Below are 22,077 nucleotides of genomic sequence, written 5' to 3'. Positions count from 1 at the left end.
CGGCCCGGGGCCGGAGGAGAAAGGCAGAGGTTGGCCAGGGGCCGTGTGCGCGAACCTAGGCCGCCGACTGTGTGGAGCTGTTCGCCCCGCCCTCGCCTACTTCGCTTCCATCCAGTTCGGACCCCAGCCGGTGTCCACCACCAGGGGCACGCTCAGTTGAATCGCCTGCTCCATCGTGGCCTTCACTGTGGCGATCACCTGCTCGCGTGCGTCAGGGGCCGCTTCGAGCACCAGTTCGTCATGCACCTGCAACAGCAGCCGGGCCGGCAGGGCCTGCTGCTCCAAGGTGCGCTGCAGCGTCACCATCGCCAGCTTGATGATGTCGGCGCTGGAGCCCTGGATCGGCGCATTGGCCGCGGCTCGCAACTGCTGGGCCTCCATGCCGCCCCGCCGCGCCACCTCCAGATCGATCTCGAAGGGATCCTTGCCCAGCAAGCGGCCCAGTCCATTGCGATCGAACGGGAAGGGCCGCCGCCGTCCCAGGATCGTTTCCACGTATCCCTGGCTGAGGGCGAGCCGCTCCTGAAGCTCCAGGAAAGCGAACACCTTCGGATAGCGCTGCTTGTACTTGCCGAGAAACTCCTTGGCCTGGCTGGGGCTGAGCTCGGTCTCCCGTGCCAGCCGCTGGGAACCCATGCCGTAGATCACGCCGAAGTTGATCGTCTTGCCCAGACGCCGCTCTGCGGCGCTCACCTCGGTGGTGTCCAGCAACAGGCGGGCGGTGAGGGCATGCACGTCGTCGCCGTTGCGGAACGCCTCCACCAGCACCTCCTCACCGGAGAGGTGGGTGAGGATGCGCAGCTCGATCTGGGAGTAATCGGCGCTGATCAAGTGCCAGCCCTCCTGGGGCAGGAAGGCCTTGCGGATCCGTCGGCTGTATTCGGTGCGGATCGGGATGTTCTGCAGGTTGGGGTTGCTGCTCGACAGGCGGCCGGTGGCGGTTACAGCCTGGTTGAAATCGGTGTGCACCCGGCCCGTTTCCGCCTCCACCAGCAGGGGCAGGGCATCCACGTAGGTGCTCTTGAGCTTGCTGAGGGTGCGGTGCTCCAGCACCAGCGGCACCACCGCATGGTCGTCTTCGAGCTTCTCGAGCACGGCGGCATCGGTGCTCCAGCCGGTCTTGGTCTTTCGGGACTTTTTCCGGTCGAGCCCGAGCGTGTCGAACAGCAGTTCCCCCAGTTGCTTGGGGGAGGCCAGGTTGAAATCAACGCCGGCCACCGTCTTGGCCTCACCATCGAGGCGGTGCAACTGCTCGCCCAGCTCCGCGCTGAGTTCGGCGAGGTAGGCGGTGTCGATGCGGATGCCGGTGGCCTCCATCTGGGCCAGCACAGGTTCCAGCGGCAGCTCCACCTGGGCGAGCAGGGGCAGGAGCCGGGGACCCATGGCTTCCAGCTGCTCCCGCAGCAGCCGGCCCAGGCGCCAGGTGAGGTGCACGTCCATGCCGCAATAGAGCGCGGCTGCGGCGATCGGCACCGAGGCGAAGGTCTGCCCCTTCGCCACCAGGTCGGTGTAGCCGGTGGGGCTGAAGCCGAACTCCCGCAGGGCCATGGCCTCCAGGCCATGTTTGGCGTTGGCGTCGCGCAGGTAATCGGCCAGCATGGTGTCCATCACCACGCCGCCCAGCTCCAGCCCGTGGCGCATCAGCACCAGCCGGTCGTACTTGGCGTTCTGCAGGGCCTTGGGATGGTCCGTGCTGGCCAGCCAGGGTGCTAGCGCGGTGAGCACCGCCGCCAGCGGCAGCTGGGAAGGGGCGTCGGTCGCTGGTTCCGCTGCCGTGAGCAGATCGGCGGCGGGTTCGGCCACTGCGGGCTGGTGTCCGATCGGGATGTAGGCCAGATCGGCAGGCCCGTCTCCCCAGCACAGCCCCACCCCAACGAGCTCCGCCTGAAAGGGGTTGAGTGCGGTGGTTTCGGTGTCGAGCGCGATCGGTGCCGTTGGATCTGTGGCTGCCAGAAGCCGCTCCACCAGGGCCGCCAGCGCGCTGGTGGTGGCGATCAGCTGGGGCTCCAGCACCGGCAGGAGGGAGTCAACGAGAGATTCAGGCCCCCCGGCGCCGGAAGGCGGGTGGCCGCCTCTTTCCGCTGGTTCACCGGCGAATGCTGTGGAGGTGGCCGCGGCGGGTTCTGCGCTCGCCGTTCCGGCGGCTTTGCTGCTGGGTGTTGTGGTCTGAGCCTTTGCGCGGCCGCTGGCTGCAGCTCCGGAGAACACCCGTTCGAAGGCCTCCAGCTGGCGGGCCAGGCTGTGCAGCTCCAGCTCTTCGAGCCGCTGGGCCAGGGCGTCCCGGTCTAGGGACCCGAGGGCCAGGCGTGGTTCGCTCGGCAGCGGGATGTCCACGAGAATCTCGGCCAGCATGCGCGAGCGGAAAGCGTTGTCCCGGTCGGCCTCCAGCTTGGCTCTGAGCGCTCCCTTCTGCTGGTCGAGGGCGGCATAGATGCCATCGAGGGTGTGATGGGCCTGCAGCAACACGATGGCTGTCTTGGGGCCCACACCCTTGACGCCGGGGATGTTGTCGCTGGCGTCGCCGGTGAGCGCTTTGAGATCCACCACCTCCTCCGGCGTCACCCCGAGCTTGCTGATCACCCCCTCCCGGCGGATCACCTGCGGGCCGGCGTTGCGCGCGTACGGTCCGCCCCCCATGTAAAGGATGGCGATGTCCCGCTCGTCATCCACCAGCTGAAACAGATCGCGATCGCCACTCAGGATCCTCACCCGCCAGCCGTCGTTTGCGGCCCGGTTGGCGAGGGTGCCGAGGACGTCATCGGCTTCGTAGCCGGGCGCCATGCACAGCGGCAGATCCATGGCGCCGGCAAGGATCTCCTGCAGGTTGGCCAGGTCGGTGAAGAAGTGCTCGGGCGCTTCGTCGCGGTGTGCCTTGTAGGCGGCGTCTGCGTTGTGGCGGAAGGTGGGCTCAGCGGTATCGAAGGCGATCACAACGCCCTGGGGGGTGAGGCCCTTCACGTTGTCGAGCAGAGCCTTGAGAAAGCCATAGGTGACGCTGGTGGGCACACCATCGCGGGTGGCCAGGCCCCCTTCACCGCCTTTGGCGAAGGCATAGAAGCTGCGGAAGGCCAGCGAGTGGCCGTCCACGAGCAGCAGCAGGGGCCGCTGCTCCCCCACCGACCGGTGATCGGCCGGAGCGTTCGGGGCTGGGCCGGCCCCAGGCAAACAATTCTCTGGTGAACCACTCCCAGGCAAACCTGCTTCAGCCGGACCACTCTCAGCCGAATTCTTCGTTGCCTTGGCCACGTTCTGCCCCACCCTCAGCTGCGCCTCAGCCTGCCATCTGGAACCACCACAGGGCGGCCTGCCGGACTCGATCCTCCCAATCGCCCACCGTTTGCGGTGACCCGTCGTCTGCACGTGCGATGCATCCAGGAGTGATGCTTCGTCGGGCGCTTTAGATTTCCGCCAGCCCCCGGGGCTGTGGCCCACGGCCGTCTCCTGCGGAGCCACCGGTCGCTTCCCGCACGCGCACGCCATGGACTCCCAATCCCAACGCCAACCCCGCCGCTACACCATTCATCTGCTGCTGCTCGGCGGTCACCAGCAGATCATCCATTTCGCCACGCTCGACGCGTTCCAGCAGTGGTACGGCGGCGTGCTCAACGGCAGCAACGGCGATGCCTTCGTGAATGTGCCGATCAACGACCTTGAAGGGGAATACCTGGTGCTGCGTCCCAGCTCTGTGGTGGGGATCCGCATCGTCCCCGAATTCGCTTCCCGATGATCCCTATGGTTGCAGCGCGTCCCAGCCCGCCTGAACAGGCCCGGGGCCTCCTGCACCGGAGGTCTGCAGTCGCCACCGCGCTCACGCCGCGCAGAGCCACTGTGATCACGCCGCCCAAGGCCATCGCTCTCCTTCTGTCCGGGGCCGCTTGAGCAGGCTGGAGCTGATCTGGGGTGAGGCCTTCTTCGCCGGGGCGATGGCCCAGTTGCTGGCCCAGCTCAGCCGTTTGCCGGCGGTGGTGCTGCTGCTGGCGGTGGGCCTGGTGATCGGCAGGGCCGGCTTCGACCTGGTGGACACCGAGGCGCTGGGGCCGGTGCTGGAGCCACTGGTCAGCCTGTTGGTGGGCCTGATCCTGTTCGATGGCGGCCTCAATCTGAGGCTGGCGGGCCGCGACCTGCAGCGCACCGTTGTGCAGGTGGTGCTGGTGCGGGCCGTGCTGGGCTTCCTGGCGGCGGTGCTTCTGGCCCACCTGCTGGCCGGTCTGCCCTGGCCGCTGGCTCTGGTGTTCGGGGCGATCGCGCTCGCCACCGGCCCCACCGTGGTCACACCGATGGTGCAGCAGATGCGCCTGTTGCCCTCGCTCGCCAATGTGCTCGAAGCCGAAGGGCTCGCGCTCGAACCGCTGGGCGCCGTGCTGGCGCTGCTGCTGCTGCAGCTCGCCATCGGTGATCTCGGCAGCTGGCAGGAGGTGGCCAGTCGGCTGGTGCTGCGGCTGGGTGGCGGTGTGCTGATCGGCAGCCTGGCGGGGTGGCTGCTCTCTGAGCTGCTTCGCCGTCTGCTGCAGGGCTCCGAGGTGCTCGATGCCCTGGCGCTGCAGCTCAGCCTCGGCGTGCTGTTCCTGCTGGTGGGAGGCTGCGAAACCCTGTTGCCCGAATCCGGATTACCGGCTGCCGTGAGTGCCGGGGTGGTGGTGGGGCTGCGGCTCGAGGGTGGGGCCAGTCAGCTCGATGAGCTGATCCGGCAACTCGCCTTGCTGGCCATCACCGTGCTGTTCCCGCTGCTGGCCGCCGATCTGTCCTGGTCGGAGTTGAGCCCGCTGGGGCTGGGTGGCGTGGCCTGCGTGCTGGTGCTGATGCTCTGCCGCTGGCCGGTGATCCAGGTGGCGGGCCTGGGGTTGCCCGGGCTCGGCTGGCGCGAAAAGCTCATGCTCAGCTGGATCGCCCCGCGCGGCATCGTCACCGCCGCCGTGGCCAGCCTGTTCGCCCTCCGGCTCGACGAAGCCGGAGTGCCGGGCGGCGGCGCTCTCAAGGGCCTCGTGTTCCTCACGATCCTCCTCACGGTGGGGATTCAGGGGTTCACCGCCGCAGCCCTGGCCCGGCGGCTGGGCCTGGTGGAGCCGGCAGGTGAGCTGGTGGCTGATTCTGATGAAGCGCTGGCTGAGTAGCAGCTGAGCCGGGTGGAGCCGGAGGCTGAGGGCGCTGGCTGGCCCCTCGGTCTGAGCGGGCCTGGTCGTGAACGCCGCTGCTGGCCAATTTCAGAGGCTGCGCTGCAGTCGAGCGACGGCCTCGCCGCCGGGCTGGAGCAGCAGCAGGGTGGCCACGAGATCGGGGCCCTGAAGGCTGCCGAGCAGGGCTGCCCGCAGGCTCTTCATCACCACGCCCTTCTTCACGCTGGCTGTCTTGGCGGCCTCCCCCAGCAGGGTCTGGGCCTGATCGGCATCAAGTGCTTGGTGGGACAGCTGGGCGGGATCCGCAGGCTCCAGTGCCTGCAGCACTGCCGCCAGGGCCGCCCTGGCCCCTTCGCTCCCGATCTGCTGGCGGGCTTCGTCGTTGAGGCTGGGACGCTCGAAGAAGGGCAGGGCCTGCTCGACGCCGTCCTGCAGCGTGACCAGGGAGGGGCCCAGCAAGGTGGCTAGCTCCAGCTCCCAGCCGGCCTCGCCTGAGGGGGCGCTCCACCCCTGGGCCCGCCAGCGCGGCGCCAGCAGAGCCAGCAGCTGCTCGGCCGGCAAGCCATGCAGCACCTGGGCGTTCAGCCAGTTGAGCTTGTCCCAGTCGAAGCGGGCGCCGGCGCGATTGACCCGCTCAAAGCCGAAGACCGGTGCCGCCTCGGCCAGGCTGAAGCGCTCCCCCATGCCCTCCGGCGGCGACCAGCCGAGCAGGGTCATGTAATTGGCCAGCGCATCGGCGGTGTAGCCCAGCTCTCGGAACTCGCTCAGCGACGTGACCCCATCGCGCTTGGAGAGCTTGCGGCCTTCGCCGTTGAGGATCAGAGGCGTGTGGGCAAACTCCGGTGCGGCCAGGCCCAGCGCGTCGTAGAGCAGCAACTGCTTGGCGGTGTTGGCGATGTGGTCTTCGCCGCGGATCACGTGGCTGATCGCCATGGCGGCGTCGTCGACGACCACCACCAGGTTGTAGAGGGGGTCGCCGATGGCATCAGCCGAGGCGCGCCGGGCGATCACCATGTCGCCGCCCAGGTCGCTGCCGCTCCAGCGCATCTCGCCGCGCACCAGATCGTTCCAGACGATCGTGGCGCCGTCATCGATGCGGAAACGGACCACCGCTTCACGCCCTTCGGCGATGAAGGCCTGCTCCTGCTCCGGGCTGAGGTTGCGGTGGCGGTTGTCGTAGCGGGGGGCCTCCTTGGCGGCGGCCTGAGCCTCCCGCATCTCCGCCAGCTCCGCCTCGCTGGCGTAGCAGCGGTACGCGTGCCCACTGGCGAGTAGCTGCTGGATCGCAGCGCGATGAGCCTCGATGCGCTCGCTCTGGATCACCGGCTCCTCGTCCCAGTCCAGGCCCAGCCAGCGCAGGCCGTCGAGGATGTTGGCGGTGTATTCGGGCCTGGAGCGCTCGCGATCGGTGTCCTCGATGCGGAGCAGGAAGGCACCGCCGAGGTGGCGCGCGAAGAGCCAGTTGAACACCGCCGTGCGGGCTGTGCCGATGTGAAGCGTGCCGGTAGGGCTGGGAGCGAGACGAACCCTCACCGTCAATGCGTTCACTCCTGGTGGATGGGATGGATTGAAAACGGGACTGACGGGGCTCGAACCCGCAACTTCCGCCGTGACAGGGCGGTGCTCTAACCGATTGAACTACAGTCCCAGTTCATCCGTACTGGTGGCTCGGCTGGGCCGGGCTCCCGTGCGGGGTGCGCTGTCGCGTCGGCGACCTCGGCAGTATCAGTTGCCGCCGGTCCCGTCGTCAACCAGCCGCTGCGATGGCAGGCGCCAGACGGTGCAACTCTGCAACCATCGCGCTGATGGAGGCAGGGTTGGCGGGCTTCTGGCCGGTGCTCAGCAGCTCCCGCCCCAGCACTGAGCAGCCGAGATGGGCGAACTGCAGGCGCATGGCGCTCAGCACCTTCTGACCGCCACCGCCGCTGTGGGTGGCCAGAGCCACAGGAAGGCCGTTGAACAGCTCGCGAAAATCATCGCTGCTGCGTGACAGCCAGGCGAGGGCGTTGTTGAGCGTGGGCGGCAGGGAGCCGTTGTATTCGGGCGCGCACACCCACAGCCGCCCCAGGCAGCGCAGCTGGTGGGCCAGCGCATCAACCCCAGGGTGGGCGCCGCCGCCGGCCGCCTCGGCCGCTGGGCTGTAGAGCGGCAGGCCGAGATCGACCAGATCCATCACATGAAAAGCGTGGCCCTGAAGCTCTGCTTCCTGGGCCACACGTGTAGCGAGAGTGAGATTGTGGCCATTGCTGGCCGCAAGAATCAGCATGGCCGGCGGCTTGAAGCAATCAGCGGCGCACGAAAGAGATCCGCGCGCTCAGGGGCGAAAGCCAGCAGGTTCAATGAGACGGACCTGGTTGCCACGGGCGGTGAATTCCCGACCTTGGTCGCTCTGAACCACCACACGGCCTCCGGATTTGACCCGGATCACCCGAGCTCGTACCCAGCCCAGTGCGGCCGACTCAAGAACCTTGACCACATCACCGGGTTGTAGATCCAACTCCATGTCCGGAACCAGAAAAGTGCAGGAAGGGTCATCGAGCGCGCCGTGGAGGACTTGAACCCCCGACATCAGGTTTTGGAGACCTGCGTTCTACCAACTGAACTAACGGCGCAAGGCGATGACCCTCAGAAGGTGCCGCAGGGCGACACCTGAATAGACGATGGGAATCGCGGGATCAGCGGTCGAAGCGTTGCTTGACCCTGGTGGCCTTGCCCACCCGATCGCGCAGGTAAAAGAGCTTGGCACGCCGCACCTTACCCCGGCGTTCCACCTTGATCGTGGCCACCTGAGGGCTGTGCAGCATGAACACACGCTCCACGCCGATGCCCTGGAAGATCCGGCGCACGGTGATGGTTTCGTTGAGGCCGCCGTGGCGCTTGGCGATCACCACACCCTCGTAGGGCTGGATGCGCTCCTTGTTGCCCTCGCTGATGCGCACGCCCACACGGACGGTGTCGCCCACGTAGATCTCGGGAAGGTCGCTCTTGAGCTGCTCCGCCTCGAATGTGCGCATCAGCTCGTAGGCGCTGAGCTTGCCGGTGCGGACCGCAGGCGCTGCCGCAGCGGTGCTCGCTTCGGGAGTGCTGGTCTCGCTGGTGCTGTCTTCGATGAGTTCCGCTGCCATCCCGGCTTCCTTCACGCCTGAGCAAACAGCGACTTTACCGGGTCATCCGCCCCCCTCGGAAGCGTCGCCGCCGGTGCGGTTGGTGGCAGCGGGCCCGGCGGGGCGCCGGGCGGCAGTGGCGCGCTGCCATTTGCCGACCACCATGGCGCCTCCGCTGACCAGCATCCACAGCAATCCCAGGCCGTTGAGGGCCACATAAAAGGTCTTTCCGGTGCTGCCCAACCATTCGCCTTCATGCAGCACCATCAAGAGGTGGGCCTGATCGCGGCTCAGGCCGCCCCAGTCACGCAGCAGCCGGTACCCCATGCCGGTGGTCGCTGTGAGAAGCATGGGGGCGAGCACGAACGGGGCTGCCTGCGCATGCCAGCGCCGCAACGCCGCCAGGGTCTGCATAGGTGCCGGGTTGAAATTGGTAGCTTGGAGTCTGAGATGTCAAGGATCCGTCGATGAATCTGTTCGCCGATCTGCTGGCCGCCACCCAAGGATCGAGCGCACAGGGCGGCGGAGGGGCGGCCGTGGGAATGGCGGCGGCGTCGCCCTCTTCTGTGGTCACCCAGGCCGGTCCCCGCATTCAGAAAAGCCGTCGCGGCGTGGAGATCAAGTCGGCGCGCGAGATCGGCATCATGCGGCGCTCCAGCCGGATCGTGGCCACCGTGCTGCGCGAACTGCTGGAACTGGCCGCCCCCGGCATGACCACCGCCGACCTCGATCGCCACGCCGAACGGCGCATCCGTGAACTGGGCGCCACCCCCAGCTTCAAGGGCTACCACGGCTTCCCCGCCAGCATCTGCGCGAGCATCAACAACGAAGTGGTGCACGGCATCCCCAGCAGCAAGCGTGTGATCCGCGAGGGCGATTTGCTCAAGATCGACACCGGCGCCTACTTCGAGGGCTACCACGGCGACAGCTGCGTGTCCCTTTGCGTGGGTGCCAGCAGCGACGACGCCTGCCGACTCAGCCGCGTGGCCCAGGAGTCGCTGATGCAGGGCCTGGCCAAGGTGAAGGCCGGCAACACCCTCCTCGACATCGCCGGCGCCGTCCAGGACCACGTCGAAGCCCACGGCTACAGCGTGGTGGAGGACTACACGGGCCACGGCGTGGGCCGCAACCTGCACGAAGAACCCTCTGTGTTCAACTTCCGCACCAAGGATCTGCCCAACGTGAAGCTCCGTCCCGGCATGACCCTCGCCGTGGAGCCGATCCTCAACGGCGGCAGCAAGCACTGCCGCACCCTGCGCGACCGCTGGACGGTCGTGACGGTGGACGGAAGCCTTTCGGCCCAGTGGGAGCACACGATCGCCGTCACCTCCGACGGTTGCGAGATCCTCACCGACCGCGACTTCTGAGCGGCCTCGCCGTGCGCCAGGCCACGCAGCCGCGGTGCGCTCCGGCCACTCAGATGCTGCGGCTTGTGAGCCCGAAGTAGAGCCGTCGCATCAGCACCGCCAGCGGGAACAGCAGATAGGTGAGTGGGTTGGGGGTCACGATCACCAGCCCCATGCCTCTGCGTACCTGGGCGATCACCTGACCGGCCACGAAGTCGGCACTCATCACACCGATCGGATTGAGGGCGGAGCGGAAGGGGCCGAGCACCAGGCGCCGGATCCGGCAGGCCCGGGGCCCCTGCTGATCGAGGCTGCGCAGGCTGAGCAGCTGACCCAGCAGGCGCTTGCTGATCTCATAGAGCGGGCTCACCGCCGGCATCAGTTCGGCTTCCGACGTGTTCACCCACAGCTCGCGGCGGGGGCGATCAGCCGCAGGCTCGGGCAGAGACAGAAACAGCTCCACCAGACGCCAGCTGCTCAGTGCGTTCACCTCGAGGCTGCGCTCCACGGCGGCGGGACTGCGATCCCCATGCACGTTCACGCCATGGTTGATCACCAGGATGTCCACATCCAGCAGCTGATCACGCAGCGCCGCCTCTCCGCCGCAGCCCCAGCAGAGACTGGACAACGGAATCGGTTGCCCGCTGGCATCGCTGAGTTCTACGGCGGTGGGCCGGGAGGTTAGCGCCAGCAGCCTGGCCCCCTGGCCATGCAGGCGGCGGAGCAGGGCGCTGCCGAAAGCGCCACCGGCGCCGGTGACCGCCACATGCCGGCCCTGCAGTGGCAGCAAGGCGGACCTCATGGCATTCATCGCTGCGCGGTGGTGGGCGAACCACTGTTACAGCCGGTACGATCAGGTGAGGACATTCTTTTTGTTCTAAGGACAGGCAACATCCAACGTGTTTAGTGAGGGCCCAGCACAAGGATCATCCACCCTGTCCCAGGAAGCTGCACAGGTGGCCTTGTTCGCCCCCTATTGCGGTGGCCTGAGCCGTGAAGGCTGGTTGCAACGCAGTCTCGATCAGCTCGCCCTCCGGCGGGTGAGTGGGCTGCGCCCGCTGCATCCGAACGGGGCCCATCGCTTCGAGCTCAGCTGGACCTACGGTGTAGCCCCGCAACAGCCGAGCCAGTGTGAGCTCGCCTTCCCTGACCAACCGGACATCCGCTACAGCTTCACGGTGCCCACCCACCACCTGGTGTGCTGGTTGATGGATCTGCTGCAAGACCGCGCCGTGAGCGGTGGTGGCGACCTTCCCGAATCGTTCTGGCGCTGGCTGATCCTCGGCGAGGCCCCGCCACCGGTCTCCTCGTAGGCTGCTGCCTGACCCTGGCCCCGGCGAACCCATCCCCATGAGCAGCACTCTGCTGATCGGTTCGTGCCACCCCTTCAGCGGAAAATCAGCGCTGGTGCTCGGCCTGGCAAGGCAGGCCGCCCGCATGGGTGTGCCGGTGCGCTTCGGCAAACCCCTGGCCACCAGTCTGCGGCTGGATCGCAGGCCCTTACCCGGTGGCGATGGTCCATCGGCCCCCCTGATCGATGACGACGTGCGTTTCGTCGGCGGCATCCTCGGCCTGGCGCCAGACTGCCTGCTGCCTTCGCTGCAGCTGCTGGAGCCGGCCACGGCGCGGCAGCGACTCCTGCAGGGCGAACTGGGCGCCGGTGATGGATTCGGGGCCCTGCGCGACCACCTCAGCGCCCCCAATGATGGGCTCACGCTGCTGGAGGCCTCCGGCAGCCTCAGCGAAGGTCTGCTCTATGGGCTGAGCCTGGTGCAGCTGGCGCACGGGCTGGAAGCCCCGGTGGTCCTGGTGCACCACTGGCTCGACAGCTGCAGCATTGATCCCCTGCTGCAGGCCCGCGACCTGCTCGGCGAGCGCCTGGCCGGCGTGGTGCTGAACGCTGTGGATCCCGATGCCGTCGAGACCCTCCTGCAGGAGGAGGTGCCCGCCATGGAGCGTCTGGGGCTGCAGGTCTTCGGCGTGCTGCCCCGCAGCCCACTGCTGCGCAGCGTCACCGTGGAAGAGCTGGCCGAGCGGCTGGGCGCGAAGGTGCTCTGTTGCCCCGAGCGGCTCGATCTGCTGGTGGAAACACTCTCGATCGGGGCGATGAACGTCAACTCCGCGATGGAATTCTTCCGTCGCCGGCGCAACATGGCCGTAGTTACCGGTGCCGACCGCACTGACATCCAGCTGGCGGCCCTGGAGGCCTCCACCCAGTGCCTGATCCTTACCGGCGCAGGCGATCCGCTCTCCCAGCTGATCAATCGCGCCGAAGAACTCGACGTGCCCCTGCTCAAGGTGGAGCACGACACACTCACCACCGTGGAGGTGATCGAGCGGGCCTTCGGCAACGTGCGTTTGCACGAATCCGTCAAAGCCACCTACGCCATCCGGCTGGTGGAGGAACACTGCCGCTTCGACCGCCTGTTCGATCGCCTGCGGCTGCCGATCAGCGCCTGAAGCTCCTGCAGGGGCGCTGCTAGTTTCGTGCCATCGGCTGCACGTGCTCGGTGACCCGGTCCCTTGATCTGCCCCCTCTGGACCGGATTGACACCCTGGCTCAGGAACTGGCCCTGCTGCAGGACACGGGCAAGCGACGCATCGCCATCCTCGGCAGCCGCCACGTGCCGGTGGTGTCGATCCATCTGGTGGAGCTGGTGGCCCGCTCCCTGGCCCAGGAGGGGCACAGCCTCGTCACCTCCGGCTCCCAGGGGGTCAACGCCGCCGTGATCCGCGGCGTGATCGGCGTCGACCCCTCACGCCTCACCGTGCTGCTGCCCCAGAGCCTCGAGCGTCAGCCGCTGGAATCGCGCCAGCAGCTGGAGAAGGTGCTGCACCTGGTGGAGAAGCCCGACCACGACGACCTGACCCTGCCGATGGCCAGCACCCTCTGCAACCAGGAGATCATCGGCCGCTGCGACCAGCTGATCTGCTTCGCCTTCCACGACAGCGAAACCCTGCTGGCCAGCTGCCGCACCGCCGAAGACATGGGCAAGGTGGTCACCCTGCTGTTCTTCGACTGAGCGCTGGGGAGCACCTCTCAGCGCCCATCGGCCAGCACTTCCAGCTTGGTTCCCACACGGCGCATCACCACCACCGCGGCGCCAGGCAGCAGCCGTTCCCCTTCCAGACTTTCCGCGGCCCAGCTCTGCCCCTGCCAGCGCACGCGGCCGCGCCCCTGGGCATCGAAGCCATCGATCACCACGGCCCGGTCGCTCGTTTCGATCCGATCGCGGGCCGGCCGTTGCCGCTTCGACCAGGCCCAGATCGCCGCGCTCCCCGCCACGGTGAGCAGCGCAAACAGCCCCAGCTGCAGCGGCAGGGCCAGCCCCAGCAGCGCCGTGAGCGACGACACCACCAACGCCGCCATGGCGGCGATCAGAAAGCCGCCGAAGCCCGGCACGCTCACCTCCACCAGGAACAGCACCGCCGCCACCGCCAGCCAGATCAGGGATGCCATGACGGGGAGTCTCGAATCGGCCCCAGTCTGCTGGCTGGGCCCGGGCGGGCTGCGTACTGTGATGGCACCCCGTTCTCTACCGCCTTCATGGAGGTCCTGTTTTCCTTGCCCGCGCTGGCGCTGCTGGCGGTGCTCGGAGTGAGCAGCGTCAAGATCACCAATGGCGGCCGCTCGATGCTGGTGGAGCGCCTCGGCAAGTACGACCGCCAGCTCACCCCCGGCATGTCGCTGGTGCTGCCGGTGGTGGAGCGCATCGTCAGCAACGAGTCCTTGAAGGAGCGGGTGCTGGACATTCCCCCGCAACAGTGCATCACCCGCGACAACGTCTCGATCGAGGTGGATGCGGTGGTGTACTGGCAACTGCTCGAGCATGCCAAGGCCTACTACGCCCTCGACAACCTCAAGTCGGCGATGGTGAACCTGGTGCTCACCCAGATTCGCTCAGAGATGGGCAAGCTCGACCTCGACCAGACCTTCTCCACCCGCTCCGAGGTGAACGAGGTGCTGCTGCGCGAGCTCGATCAGGCCACCGATCCCTGGGGCGTGAAGGTGACCCGCGTGGAACTGCGCGACATTCAGCCCTCCAAGGGGGTGCAGCAGGCGATGGAGATGCAGATGAGTGCGGAGCGGGAGAAGCGGGCGGCCGTTCTTCGTTCCGAGGGGGAGCGAGAGGCCCAGGTGAATGCCGCCAAGGGGCGGGCCGAAGCACTGGTGCTTGATGCCAAGGCCAAGCAGGAGGCGGTGCTGCTCGATGCCGATGCCCAGGCCAAGCAGCAGTTGCTGCTGGCCAGGGCCAGGGCCGAATCAGCCGCCCAGCTGGCCGCCGTGATCGACTCCCATCCCGCTGCCGCCGAGAGCCTGAGGCTGCTGCTCGCCAAGGACTGGATGGCGATGGGCCAGGCGATGGCAGCGAGCAAGGGGGGATCGGTGCTGATGGTGGATCCCCAGAGCCCCGCCTCCCTGCTGGCCGCGCTCAAGGGGCTGCAGGAGAAGGGCGGCAGCTGAGCGCTGGCCCGGGCTGGCAGCGCGCACTTCAGGCGCGCAGCAGTGCCTTGAGCCCTTCCGTGTAGAGCAGGGCGGTGCAGAGCAGGGCACCGACCCAGCTCAGGCTGCGCAGCAGCGGCTGGTTGGCCAGGTAGGCGCCGATGTAGGCCAGCCGCAGCGCCGGGTGCAGCAGGGCCGCCAGGGCCAGCAGCGGCGACGCTGCCAGCATCGCCGGCGCCGCCAGCAGGCAGAGCAGGCAGGCGGGCGCATGCAGCGTGAAGGCCTCGAAACAGTTCTGGTGGGCCCAGCTGGCCCTTTGACCCCAGGCCGGCAGCCGCTCGAACATGGCCCGCGGGGCGGCCAGATCGGCGGGGGTGAAATCCGCGTTGGCCCGCCCGGCCCCCAGTGGCACCAGGCTGAGGATCACCACCGCCCCCGACAGCACCAGCGACCAGGCCAGGGGGGCCTTCGGTTCGCCCGTCAGCAGCAACGGCAGGTCCATGAACAGCAGTGGCAGGTCCATGGGAGGGGCGCATGGGGGAGGTTCTGTTCTACCGGGCGGCTCAGCCTGCGAAGAACCCTGCCGCAGCCTGAAAGATGCCCGCGATCGTGTCGATGAAGGTTTGAACAGTGGCCTTGGCGGCCGCAGGATCGGTGTCCTTCCAGTTCTGCTGGAAGGAGAAAGTGATCCAGCGGCCGTTGCACAGCCGCATGGCGCCGGCCAGCGACATCACATAGTCGGGCGCGAAATCCAGGCTTCCCCCCTTGAGGAACAGATGGGCGCGGGGCAGATCCAGCACGGTGATCGCTGGCGGCAACCCCAGGATGCGCCTGAACTCCTTCAGGGAACTGCTGGTGCGGAACAGCTCTCCCTGCAAGGCCCTGGAATAGAAGCGGACGAAATCCGCGGGAGACCCCACCATCGTCTCCTGGTCGTTGATGATCGGCCGCGTCTGCGTTCCGCTGGCCTCCAGGGCTTTGTTGACCCCTTGCCAGCCCAGATCCACGCTGGCGGGGGCTCCCAGCAGGTAGGAGAAGAACTGACGCGTGCTGGTGGGGATCCGGGTATCAGGCAGCCCGAGAGAGGCGATCAAGCCCCGCACGCTGTCCGCGCCGATCCGCTTGAGCACCATGTCGGTGGCGGTGTTGTCGCTGTGCATGATCATGGCTTCCAGGGCCACCGAAGCCGGAATCGTGCCGCTGACGTTCTCCAGCACCAGGCTGCTGAGAAACCGCACCGAATCATTCACCGGTAACTGTTCCTGCAGGCTGACCTTGCCGCTCTCCAGCTGCCGCAGGAATTCAGCCAGCACGTACACCTTGAAGCTGCTGCCGCAGAACAGGGGCTGGCTTGGATTCAGCCCCTGTTCCCAGGCTGCCGTCGTCTGGGTCTGGGCTCCGGATGCCGAGGCTCCCGATGCCGGCGAACGCATCAGGAACGCCTTTTCTCCTCTCAGGGCGCTGAAGGAGGAACGAATGGTCTGATTCAGAGCGTCAAGGCTGCGCGGTGGGGCAGGGGCCGTTGCAGCCCGGGAGCGTCCGGTCTGGAGGAACAACGACAGGGTGGAGCCCAGGGCCACCCCCCCGATGGAATCCAGCACGCGGCGCCGGGACGTAGACATCACCATCAGCTCAGGGGGTTCGGGGAGGGCGCAGCCCTCCTCCCCGGTCCATCCTCACCCTGGCCATGGGACGCCCGGAAGCACTTTCCTAAAGTCAGGTCTTCAGCTCCGAGCACCTGCCCATGGCCGACACCTTTTCTTTCGACGTGGTGTCGGATTTCGATCGGCAGGAGCTGGTGAATGCGCTGGACCAGGTGCGCCGTGAGGTGGGTCAGCGCTACGACCTCAAGGACTCCAAGACCGAGATCGATCTGGAGGAGAACAGCCTCACGATCACCACCGCCAGCGACATGACCCTGGAAGCCGTGGCCGATGTGCTGCGCCAGAAAGCCGTCAAGCGTGAGCTCTCGCTCAAGATCTTCGATTTCCAGCCGGCGGAGCCGGTGGGCGGCAACCGCGTGCAGCAGGTGGTGAAGCTGCGCAAAGGCCTCAGCCAGGAGCTGGCCAAGCGGCTCAGCAAAACGGTGCGCGATCAGGTCAAGAAGGTCACCGTGGCGATTCAGGGCGAGAGCCTGCGGGTTACGGGCAAGAACAAGGACGATCTGCAGCAGGTGATCCAGCTGCTGCGCGCTGAAGATCTCGAGCTGCCGCTGCAGTTCGAGAATTACCGCTGAGCGGGCGGTGCAACAGGAGCGGCCGCCGGTGAGCGGCAACCCCCGCAGCGGCCCTTCCGGCTGGCACTTCTGGATCGACCGCGGCGGCACCTTCACCGACCTGGTGGCGCTCAGCCCCACCGGCGTCTGCAGCGTGCGCAAGCTGCCCTCGCACCCGGCGCAGAGCGCCGCCGGCGCCGGCCCAGATCCTGCCGTGGTCGCCATCCGCGCGCTGCTGGAGGTGGCGCCGGATCAACCGATCCCCGCCGGCCTGATTGCCGACGTGCGGGTGGGCACCACGGTGGCCACCAACGCCCTGCTGGAGCGGCGCGGTGCTCCCACCCTGCTGCTGCTCAGCCGCGGTTTCGGCGACGCGCTGCGCATCGGCGATCAGCATCGCCCGGATCTGTTTGCGCTCGAGATCCGCCGGCCTGAGCCGCTGCACACCCGGGTGCTGGAGGTGCCGGGCCGCCTGGCGGCCGATGGCCGCGAGCTTGAGCCGCTGGTGCTGGATGACGCCCTGTCCCGGTCCCTGACCCAGGCGCGCGCCGATGGCCTGCGCAGTTGCGCCGTGGCCCTGCTGCATGCCGCCCGCCATCCCCGCCATGAACAGCAGCTGGGTGCCTGGCTGGAGCGCTTCGGGTTCGAGCAGGTGGCACTGTCCCACGCGGTGGCTCCGCGGCCGCGCCTGGTCAGCCGTGCCCAGACCGCTGTGGTGGAGGCCTATGTAGGGCCGGCGCTGCAGGCCTATCTGGCGGGGTTGCGGCGTGCCCTCGGTGCCGGCACGCCGCTGCAGGTGATGCAGTCGAGCGGCGGCTTGCTGGCTCCCGAGCTGATCCGCGCCAAGGACACGATCCTCTCCGGGCCGGCGGGTGGCATGGTGGGCGCGCTGAAGGCGGCGGCAGCAGCTCGCGCCGGGCCCATCGATGCCAGGGCGATCGTGGGCTTCGACATGGGCGGCACCTCCACGGATGTCTTCCATGTGGTGGCAAGCGAACCTTCCCCCACCGGCTCGGAGCACGACGCGGTCGCCGAGCGCTGGGAACGCAGCGAACAGGCCGTGATCGCCGGGTTGCAACTGGAGGCGGCGATGCTGCCGATCCACACCGTGGCCGCCGGTGGTGGTTCCGTGCTCCATTTTGACGGCGAGCGGCTGCAGGTGGGCCCCGCGTCCGCCGGTGCCCAGCCGGGTCCGGCCTGCTACGGCCGCGGCGGCCCGCTCACCATCACCGATGCCAACCTGCTGCTGGGCCGGCTGCAACCCGATGGCTACCCGGCCCTGTTCGGTGCCACCGGCGACCAGCCGCTCGATCTGGAGCCCGTTCGCGCTGGCTTCGAGGGCCTGGCCGCCCGCATCGGCACCGCCATGGGGCAGCCCCAACAGCCGGAAGCCCTGGCGGAAGGTGCCGTGGCCATTGCCATCGACCATATGGCCGCGGCGATCCGACGCATCTCGATTCAGCAGGGCCACGACATCCGCGGCGCCACGCTGGTGTGCTTCGGCGGGGCCGGTGGCCAGCACGCCTGCGCGCTCGCCGAAGCCCTGGAGATCGACACCATCCTTCTGCACCCCCTGGCCGGTGTGCTCTCCGCCTACGGCCTGGGTCAGGCCGATCAACGGCTGCTGCGCGAGCAGGTGGTGCGCGAGCTGCTCACGGCGTCGCTGCTGCCGCGCCTGATGGCCTGGGCTGAGGCGCTCACCGCCGCCGGCGCGCGGGCCCTCGGCGCTGTGGCCGATGGTCGCTGGACTGCCGGTGCCGGTGCAGATGCCGCCGGCGAAGGCGAAGGCGAAGGCACTGGTGATGGCAATGCTCCTGGCCCGGCCTCAACCCTGCGGCGGGAGGTGCGGGTGGCCTTGCGTTACCCCGCGAGCGAGGTGAGCCTGATCGTGCCTCTCGGGGAGATCGAGGGGATGGAGGCTGCCTTCGACGCCAGCCATCGCCGCCACTTCGGCCACGCGCAGGAGGCACAGCACGGGGCCGCCCCAGCTCTCGTGGTGGAGCGGCTGGAGGTGGAACTGGTCTGGCCAGCAGCTGCGGCCGGTGCTGTGCCATTGCTGTTGACGGATGGAGCCACGCCCCCCACTGCCCCCACGGTGTCGTTGTATGCCGGGGGCTGCTGGCACAGTGCGTCGCTGGTGCGCCGGGAGTGGCTGGCGGTCGGCCAGACGCTGCAGGGACCGGCTCTGGTGCTGGAGTCGATCGGCACCCTTGTGCTGGCGGCGGGTTGGCGGGCCGAGGTGCTGCCGCAAGGCGAGTTGCTGCTCCAGCGCACCGCTTGTGGCGAGCCCGCGGCTGTTGCCCCAGCTGCCACCACCTGCACCATCACAACAGCCACCTCAGGCGCTGCTGTGGATGTCACCCCTGTGAGTAGCGCCGCTTCCGCGGCTGCAGCCGCCGTCGACCCGGTGCGTCTGGAGCTGTTCCATCACCGCTTCGCCGCGATCGCCGAGCAGATGGGGGAACGGCTGCGCCAAAGCGCCCGCTCCGTGAACATCCGCGAGCGGCTGGATTTTTCCTGTGCGCTCTTCGATGCCGATGGCGCCCTGGTGGCCAATGCGCCCCACATCCCGGTGCACCTCGGCTCCATGGGTGAAAGCCTTGCCAGCCTTCTGGAGATGGTGGGGCGCGGGGAACGGCCACCGCTGCGCCCCGGCGATGTGATCGCCACCAACGATCCTTACAACGGCGGCACCCATCTGCCCGACATCACCGTGATCAGCCCGGTGTTCGCCGGTGCTGATCGGCCCTGCTTCTTCGTGGCCTGCCGCGGCCACCACGCCGATGTGGGCGGCCTCACCCCCGGCTCCATGCCGCCCCACAGCCGCTTGATCGACGAGGAAGGCCTGCTGCTCACCAACGTGCCGTTGCTGCGTGAGGGGGTGTTCGATGCGACGGCCTGGCAGCAGCGCCTGCAGGCCGGTCCTTGGCCGGTGCGCAATCCCGACCAGTTTCTCGCCGACCTGCAGGCGCAGATCGCGGCCAACCAGCTCGGGGCTGCGGAGTTGGAGCGCCTCTGCCGCCGCGAGGGGGTGGAGCATGTCACGGCCTACATGGCCCATGTTCAGGACAACGCCGCGGCGGCCGTGCGGCGCGTGATCGGCACGCTGAAGGGTGGCCAATGGAGTGTGGAGCTCGACGGCGGCGCCCGCATCGCCGTGGCGGTGACGATCGATGGCAGTGCCCGCACGGCCTGCATCGACTTCAGCGGCACCTCCCCCCAGCAACCCGGCAATCTCAACGCCCCCCTGGCCATCACCAAGGCCGTGGTGCTCTACGTGTTTCGCTGCCTGGTGGCGGAGCCGATCCCTCTCAATGCCGGCTGTTTCCGGCCGCTGCAGCTGGTGGTACCCGAGGGCTGCCTGCTGCGGCCAATGCCGCCGGCGGCGGTGGTGGCGGGCAACGTGGAAACGTCCCAGGCGGTGGCCAATGCCCTGTTCGGGGCCCTCGGGGTGATGGCGGCGGCGCAGGGCACGATGAACAATCTCACCTTCGGCGATGCCGCTTGCCAGTACTACGAAACGATCTGCGGTGGCAGCGGCGCCGGCCTGGGATTCGCGGGTGCCGATGCGGTGCAGAGCCACATGACCAACTCCCGCCTCACCGATCCAGAAGTGCTGGAGCAGCGCTTTCCGGTGCAGCTGGAGAGCTTTCGCGTGCGGCAGGGCAGCGGCGGGACGGGCCGCTGGCGCGGCGGGGAGGGGGTGGAGCGGCGCCTTCGCTTTCTGCAACCGATGACGGTGTCGCTGCTGACGGGATCGCGACGGGTGCCCCCCTTTGGCCTGGCCGGCGGCGGACCGGGCGCGCTCGGTCGCAACAGCCTGGAGCGGGCGGGCCAGCCTGCCTTGCTGCTGGAGGGGGCCGCGCAGTTGCAGGTGCAGGAGGGTGACCTGCTGGAGATCTGCACCCCAGGGGGCGGCGGCTATGGCGAGAGCTGAGCAGCGGCTGTTGCGGCTGCTGGTGGGGCTGGCGGCCGGCGCGCCGTTGCTGGTGCCGTTCTGGCCGCTGACGCTGCCGTTAGCACTGCCCTTTCAGTTGCAGTTGTCGGGGCGGGCCCAGGGGTTGCCGGTTGGTGCGGCGGCAGCGGCGGTGCCCGCCAATGTCTTGCAGGAGGCCGGCCAGCGCTTTCACCCCGTCGTGTCGGCAGGGGGCATGGTGGCTACCCAGGAGGCGCACGCCAGCCGCGTGGGCCGGGATGTGCTGCGGGCCGGCGGCAACGCGGTGGATGCGGCGGTGGCGGCATCCTTCGCCCTGGCGGTGACCCTGCCCCAGGCCGGCAACCTCGGCGGTGGTGGCTTCCTCGTGCTCTGGCGCCCGGAACCGGCCAGGGCGGGCACGCCGCTGCTGGAGGGAGAGCGGCGGGTGGGCCGAGGCCGGGCGGTCACGATCAACTTCCGCGAAACCGCACCCGCCGCCGCCCGGGCCGACCTCTTCCTCGATGCCAGCGGCCAGGTGGATCGCCAACGGGCCACCCGCAGCCTGCAGAGCACGGGCGTGCCCGGCACGGTGGCGGGCCTGCTGCTGGTCCAGCGCCGCTACGGCCGCTGGCCGCTGGCGCGGGTGATGGCGCCGGCGATCCGCCTGGCGGCAGAGGGGTTCCCCGTGAGTCGGGATCTGTCCCGTTCCCTGGAGAGCGCCGCCCCCCTGCTGCGCGCCGATCCCACCTCCGCGGCGCTGTTCTTCCGCCCGGACGGGCAGCCCTATCGCCCCGGCGAGCTCTGGCGTCAGCCCCAGCTGGCCGCCACGCTCACCGGCATCGCCCGGCGCGGCGAGGCGGGCTTCTACCAGGGGCCGGTGGCCGAGAGCCTGGCCGCGCTGATGGGCCGCCAGGGCGGGCTGATCACCCTTGCCGACCTGGCCGCCTACCGCGCCCAGGCGCTGCCGCCATTGATCGGCAGTTGGCGGGGGCAACCGGTGATCACCATGCCGCCGCCCAGCTCCGGCGGGGTCACGCTGATTCAGCTGCTCGGGATGCTGGAGGGGTTCCCGCTGGCGGCCATGGGGCTGAACAGCGCCGCCACGATCCACGTGATGACCGAGGCCATGAACCTGGCCTACCGGGATCGGAACACCTATCTGGGCGACCCTCGCTTCGTGACGATGCCGCTGCAGCGTCTGCTCAGCCCCGCCTATGCGGCCGCCCAGCGCCGCCGCCTCCGCACCGACCGCCACACGCCCGCCGCCGAACTGGCGCCGCCACCGCCGGGCCGGCCGGAGGGCCCCAACACCACCCACCTCTCAATGATCGACCGCGACGGCCTGATGGTGGCCACCACCACCACGCTCAACTTCGCCTACGGCAACGGTGTGAGCGTGCCGGCTGCCGGCTTCCTGCTCAACAACGAGATGGACGATTTCACCGCCAAGCCGGGTGTGCCGAATGCCTACGGGTTGGTGCAGGGGGAAGCCAACGCCATCGCTCCGGGCAAGCAGCCGCTCAGTTCGATGAGCCCCACCCTGGTGCTTGATCGCAGCGGCGGCCCGCTGCTGGCCACCGGCAGCCCGGGCGGGAGCCGCATCATCACCACCGTGCTGCAGGTGCTGCTCAACCGGCTGGAACACGGCCTCAACCTGGCCACGGCCGTGAGTGCACCCCGCTTTCACAGCCAGCTCTGGCCGGATGAAGTGGCGATCGAGCAGGGCTTTAGTCCCGACACGCTCGCCCTGCTGGAGGCGATGGGCCACCGGCTCCGGCCAGCCCGGGCGATGGGTTCGGCCCAGTCGGTGGAGGCCCTGCCGGGCGGAGGCAGCCTGGGGGTCGCCGATCCGCGCCGCCCCGACGCCCTCGCCGCCGGGGAGTGAGCCCGCGCCCTGCGCCACGGCAGGACGGGCGCCGAAGCCTCACAATCAGGCCC

General features: G+C 68.6%; 20 protein-coding genes and 2 tRNA genes. 10 read left to right on the top strand and 12 right to left on the bottom strand.

Features of this window, described 5'->3' with window-relative positions; genetic code table 11:
- Positions 1–96: 96 nt before the first annotated feature.
- Positions 97–3,165 carry a DNA polymerase I gene (polA, locus tag ACXMDP_RS12755; protein ID WP_399233848.1) on the bottom strand — a complete coding sequence of 1,023 codons (3,069 nt, stop codon included), beginning with the start codon at positions 3,163–3,165 and terminating at the stop codon, positions 97–99.
- A 313-nt stretch (positions 3,166–3,478) separates the two neighbouring features.
- On the opposite strand from polA, the gene ACXMDP_RS12750 reads away from it, so the two are divergent.
- Both ACXMDP_RS12750 and ACXMDP_RS12745 read left to right on the top strand, forming a co-directional pair.
- A complete protein-coding gene (locus tag ACXMDP_RS12750; protein WP_094513077.1) occupies positions 3,479–3,727 on the top strand; it encodes a hypothetical protein in 249 nt (82 codons plus the stop codon).
- Between the two features lie 196 nt (positions 3,728–3,923).
- Positions 3,924–5,111 carry a cation:proton antiporter domain-containing protein gene (locus tag ACXMDP_RS12745; protein WP_399233941.1) on the top strand — a complete coding sequence of 396 codons (1,188 nt, stop codon included), beginning with the start codon at positions 3,924–3,926 and terminating at the stop codon, positions 5,109–5,111.
- Between the two features lie 90 nt (positions 5,112–5,201).
- Here ACXMDP_RS12745 and gltX read toward each other — a convergent pair whose 3' ends face one another.
- The 7 genes from gltX to ACXMDP_RS12710 form a co-directional block, all read right to left on the bottom strand.
- Positions 5,202–6,653, bottom strand: coding sequence for a glutamate--tRNA ligase (gltX, locus tag ACXMDP_RS12740; RefSeq protein WP_259730737.1), 1,452 nt, complete (start codon positions 6,651–6,653; stop codon positions 5,202–5,204).
- A 35-nt stretch (positions 6,654–6,688) separates the two neighbouring features.
- Positions 6,689–6,762, bottom strand: a tRNA-Asp gene (locus ACXMDP_RS12735).
- A gap of 99 nt (positions 6,763–6,861) precedes the next feature.
- Entirely contained in the window at positions 6,862–7,380 is a 519-nt protein-coding gene (locus ACXMDP_RS12730) for an NADPH-dependent FMN reductase (RefSeq protein WP_259730738.1), read from the bottom strand.
- A 48-nt stretch (positions 7,381–7,428) separates the two neighbouring features.
- Positions 7,429–7,617, bottom strand: a complete 189-nt coding sequence (locus tag ACXMDP_RS12725) for an SH3 domain-containing protein (protein WP_006043540.1) — start codon at positions 7,615–7,617, stop codon at positions 7,429–7,431.
- Between the two features lie 36 nt (positions 7,618–7,653).
- Positions 7,654–7,726: transfer RNA gene (locus ACXMDP_RS12720), tRNA-Trp, on the bottom strand.
- A gap of 63 nt (positions 7,727–7,789) precedes the next feature.
- Positions 7,790–8,239, bottom strand: coding sequence for a 50S ribosomal protein L19 (gene rplS / locus ACXMDP_RS12715; protein WP_259730739.1), 450 nt, complete (start codon positions 8,237–8,239; stop codon positions 7,790–7,792).
- A gap of 42 nt (positions 8,240–8,281) precedes the next feature.
- On the bottom strand, positions 8,282–8,569 hold the full coding sequence (locus ACXMDP_RS12710) for a peptidase (protein ID WP_399233853.1): 288 nt from the start codon (positions 8,567–8,569) through the stop codon (positions 8,282–8,284).
- 116 nt (positions 8,570–8,685) lie between these two features.
- On the opposite strand from ACXMDP_RS12710, the gene map reads away from it, so the two are divergent.
- Positions 8,686–9,585 (top strand): type I methionyl aminopeptidase, encoded by a 900-nt coding sequence (map, locus tag ACXMDP_RS12705; RefSeq protein WP_255101301.1) that lies wholly within the window; start codon positions 8,686–8,688, stop codon positions 9,583–9,585.
- A 49-nt stretch (positions 9,586–9,634) separates the two neighbouring features.
- Here the strand turns inward: map and ACXMDP_RS12700 are convergent, their stop codons facing one another.
- Positions 9,635–10,366, bottom strand: a complete 732-nt coding sequence (locus ACXMDP_RS12700) for an NAD-dependent epimerase/dehydratase family protein (RefSeq protein ID WP_255141179.1) — start codon at positions 10,364–10,366, stop codon at positions 9,635–9,637.
- A 154-nt stretch (positions 10,367–10,520) separates the two neighbouring features.
- Here ACXMDP_RS12700 and ebsA point away from each other — a divergent pair, with 154 nt between their 5' ends.
- Genes ebsA through ACXMDP_RS12685 form a run of 3 tightly spaced genes read left to right on the top strand, consistent with a single transcriptional unit; the run spans position 10,521 to position 12,587 of the window.
- Positions 10,521–10,877 (top strand): type IV pilus biogenesis protein EbsA, encoded by a 357-nt coding sequence (ebsA, locus tag ACXMDP_RS12695; RefSeq protein ID WP_259730741.1) that lies wholly within the window; start codon positions 10,521–10,523, stop codon positions 10,875–10,877.
- Between the two features lie 37 nt (positions 10,878–10,914).
- Positions 10,915–12,024, top strand: coding sequence for a phosphotransacetylase family protein (locus tag ACXMDP_RS12690; protein ID WP_094513082.1), 1,110 nt, complete (start codon positions 10,915–10,917; stop codon positions 12,022–12,024).
- Positions 12,025–12,074: 50 nt separating this feature from the next.
- Complete coding sequence (locus tag ACXMDP_RS12685) at positions 12,075–12,587, top strand: DNA recombination-mediator protein A (protein WP_259730742.1); 513 nt, start codon at positions 12,075–12,077, stop codon at positions 12,585–12,587.
- A 17-nt stretch (positions 12,588–12,604) separates the two neighbouring features.
- Here the strand turns inward: ACXMDP_RS12685 and ACXMDP_RS12680 are convergent, their stop codons facing one another.
- A complete protein-coding gene (locus ACXMDP_RS12680) occupies positions 12,605–13,024 on the bottom strand; it encodes an NfeD family protein (protein WP_094513084.1) in 420 nt (139 codons plus the stop codon).
- An 87-nt stretch (positions 13,025–13,111) separates the two neighbouring features.
- On the opposite strand from ACXMDP_RS12680, the gene ACXMDP_RS12675 reads away from it, so the two are divergent.
- The gene (locus ACXMDP_RS12675; protein ID WP_094513085.1) at positions 13,112–14,029 is read left to right on the top strand and encodes an SPFH domain-containing protein; all 918 of its coding nucleotides are present in this window, start codon (positions 13,112–13,114) and stop codon (positions 14,027–14,029) included.
- A 28-nt stretch (positions 14,030–14,057) separates the two neighbouring features.
- Here the strand turns inward: ACXMDP_RS12675 and ACXMDP_RS12670 are convergent, their stop codons facing one another.
- Together ACXMDP_RS12670 and ACXMDP_RS12665 are read right to left on the bottom strand one after the other, a co-directional pair.
- On the bottom strand, positions 14,058–14,531 hold the full coding sequence (locus ACXMDP_RS12670; RefSeq protein ID WP_399233859.1) for an MAPEG family protein: 474 nt from the start codon (positions 14,529–14,531) through the stop codon (positions 14,058–14,060).
- Positions 14,532–14,571: 40 nt separating this feature from the next.
- A complete protein-coding gene (locus ACXMDP_RS12665) occupies positions 14,572–15,630 on the bottom strand; it encodes a serine hydrolase (protein WP_259730743.1) in 1,059 nt (352 codons plus the stop codon).
- Positions 15,631–15,752: 122 nt separating this feature from the next.
- On the opposite strand from ACXMDP_RS12665, the gene ACXMDP_RS12660 reads away from it, so the two are divergent.
- Genes ACXMDP_RS12660 through ggt form a run of 3 tightly spaced genes read left to right on the top strand, consistent with a single transcriptional unit; the run spans position 15,753 to position 22,024 of the window.
- Positions 15,753–16,244, top strand: coding sequence for a YajQ family cyclic di-GMP-binding protein (locus ACXMDP_RS12660; protein ID WP_094513087.1), 492 nt, complete (start codon positions 15,753–15,755; stop codon positions 16,242–16,244).
- Positions 16,245–16,251: 7 nt separating this feature from the next.
- On the top strand, positions 16,252–20,160 hold the full coding sequence (locus tag ACXMDP_RS12655; protein WP_259730744.1) for a hydantoinase B/oxoprolinase family protein: 3,909 nt from the start codon (positions 16,252–16,254) through the stop codon (positions 20,158–20,160).
- The gene (gene ggt, locus ACXMDP_RS12650; protein WP_259730745.1) at positions 20,147–22,024 is read left to right on the top strand and encodes a gamma-glutamyltransferase; all 1,878 of its coding nucleotides are present in this window, start codon (positions 20,147–20,149) and stop codon (positions 22,022–22,024) included. Before ACXMDP_RS12655 ends, ggt begins: the two co-directional genes overlap by 14 nt.
- The last annotated feature ends 53 nt before the right edge of the window (positions 22,025–22,077 follow it).

This window comes from Cyanobium sp. ULC065 (genome assembly GCF_977927515.1).
Note: the sequence above shows the minus strand (reverse complement) of the source record. Positions and strands in the feature narration are given on the sequence as shown.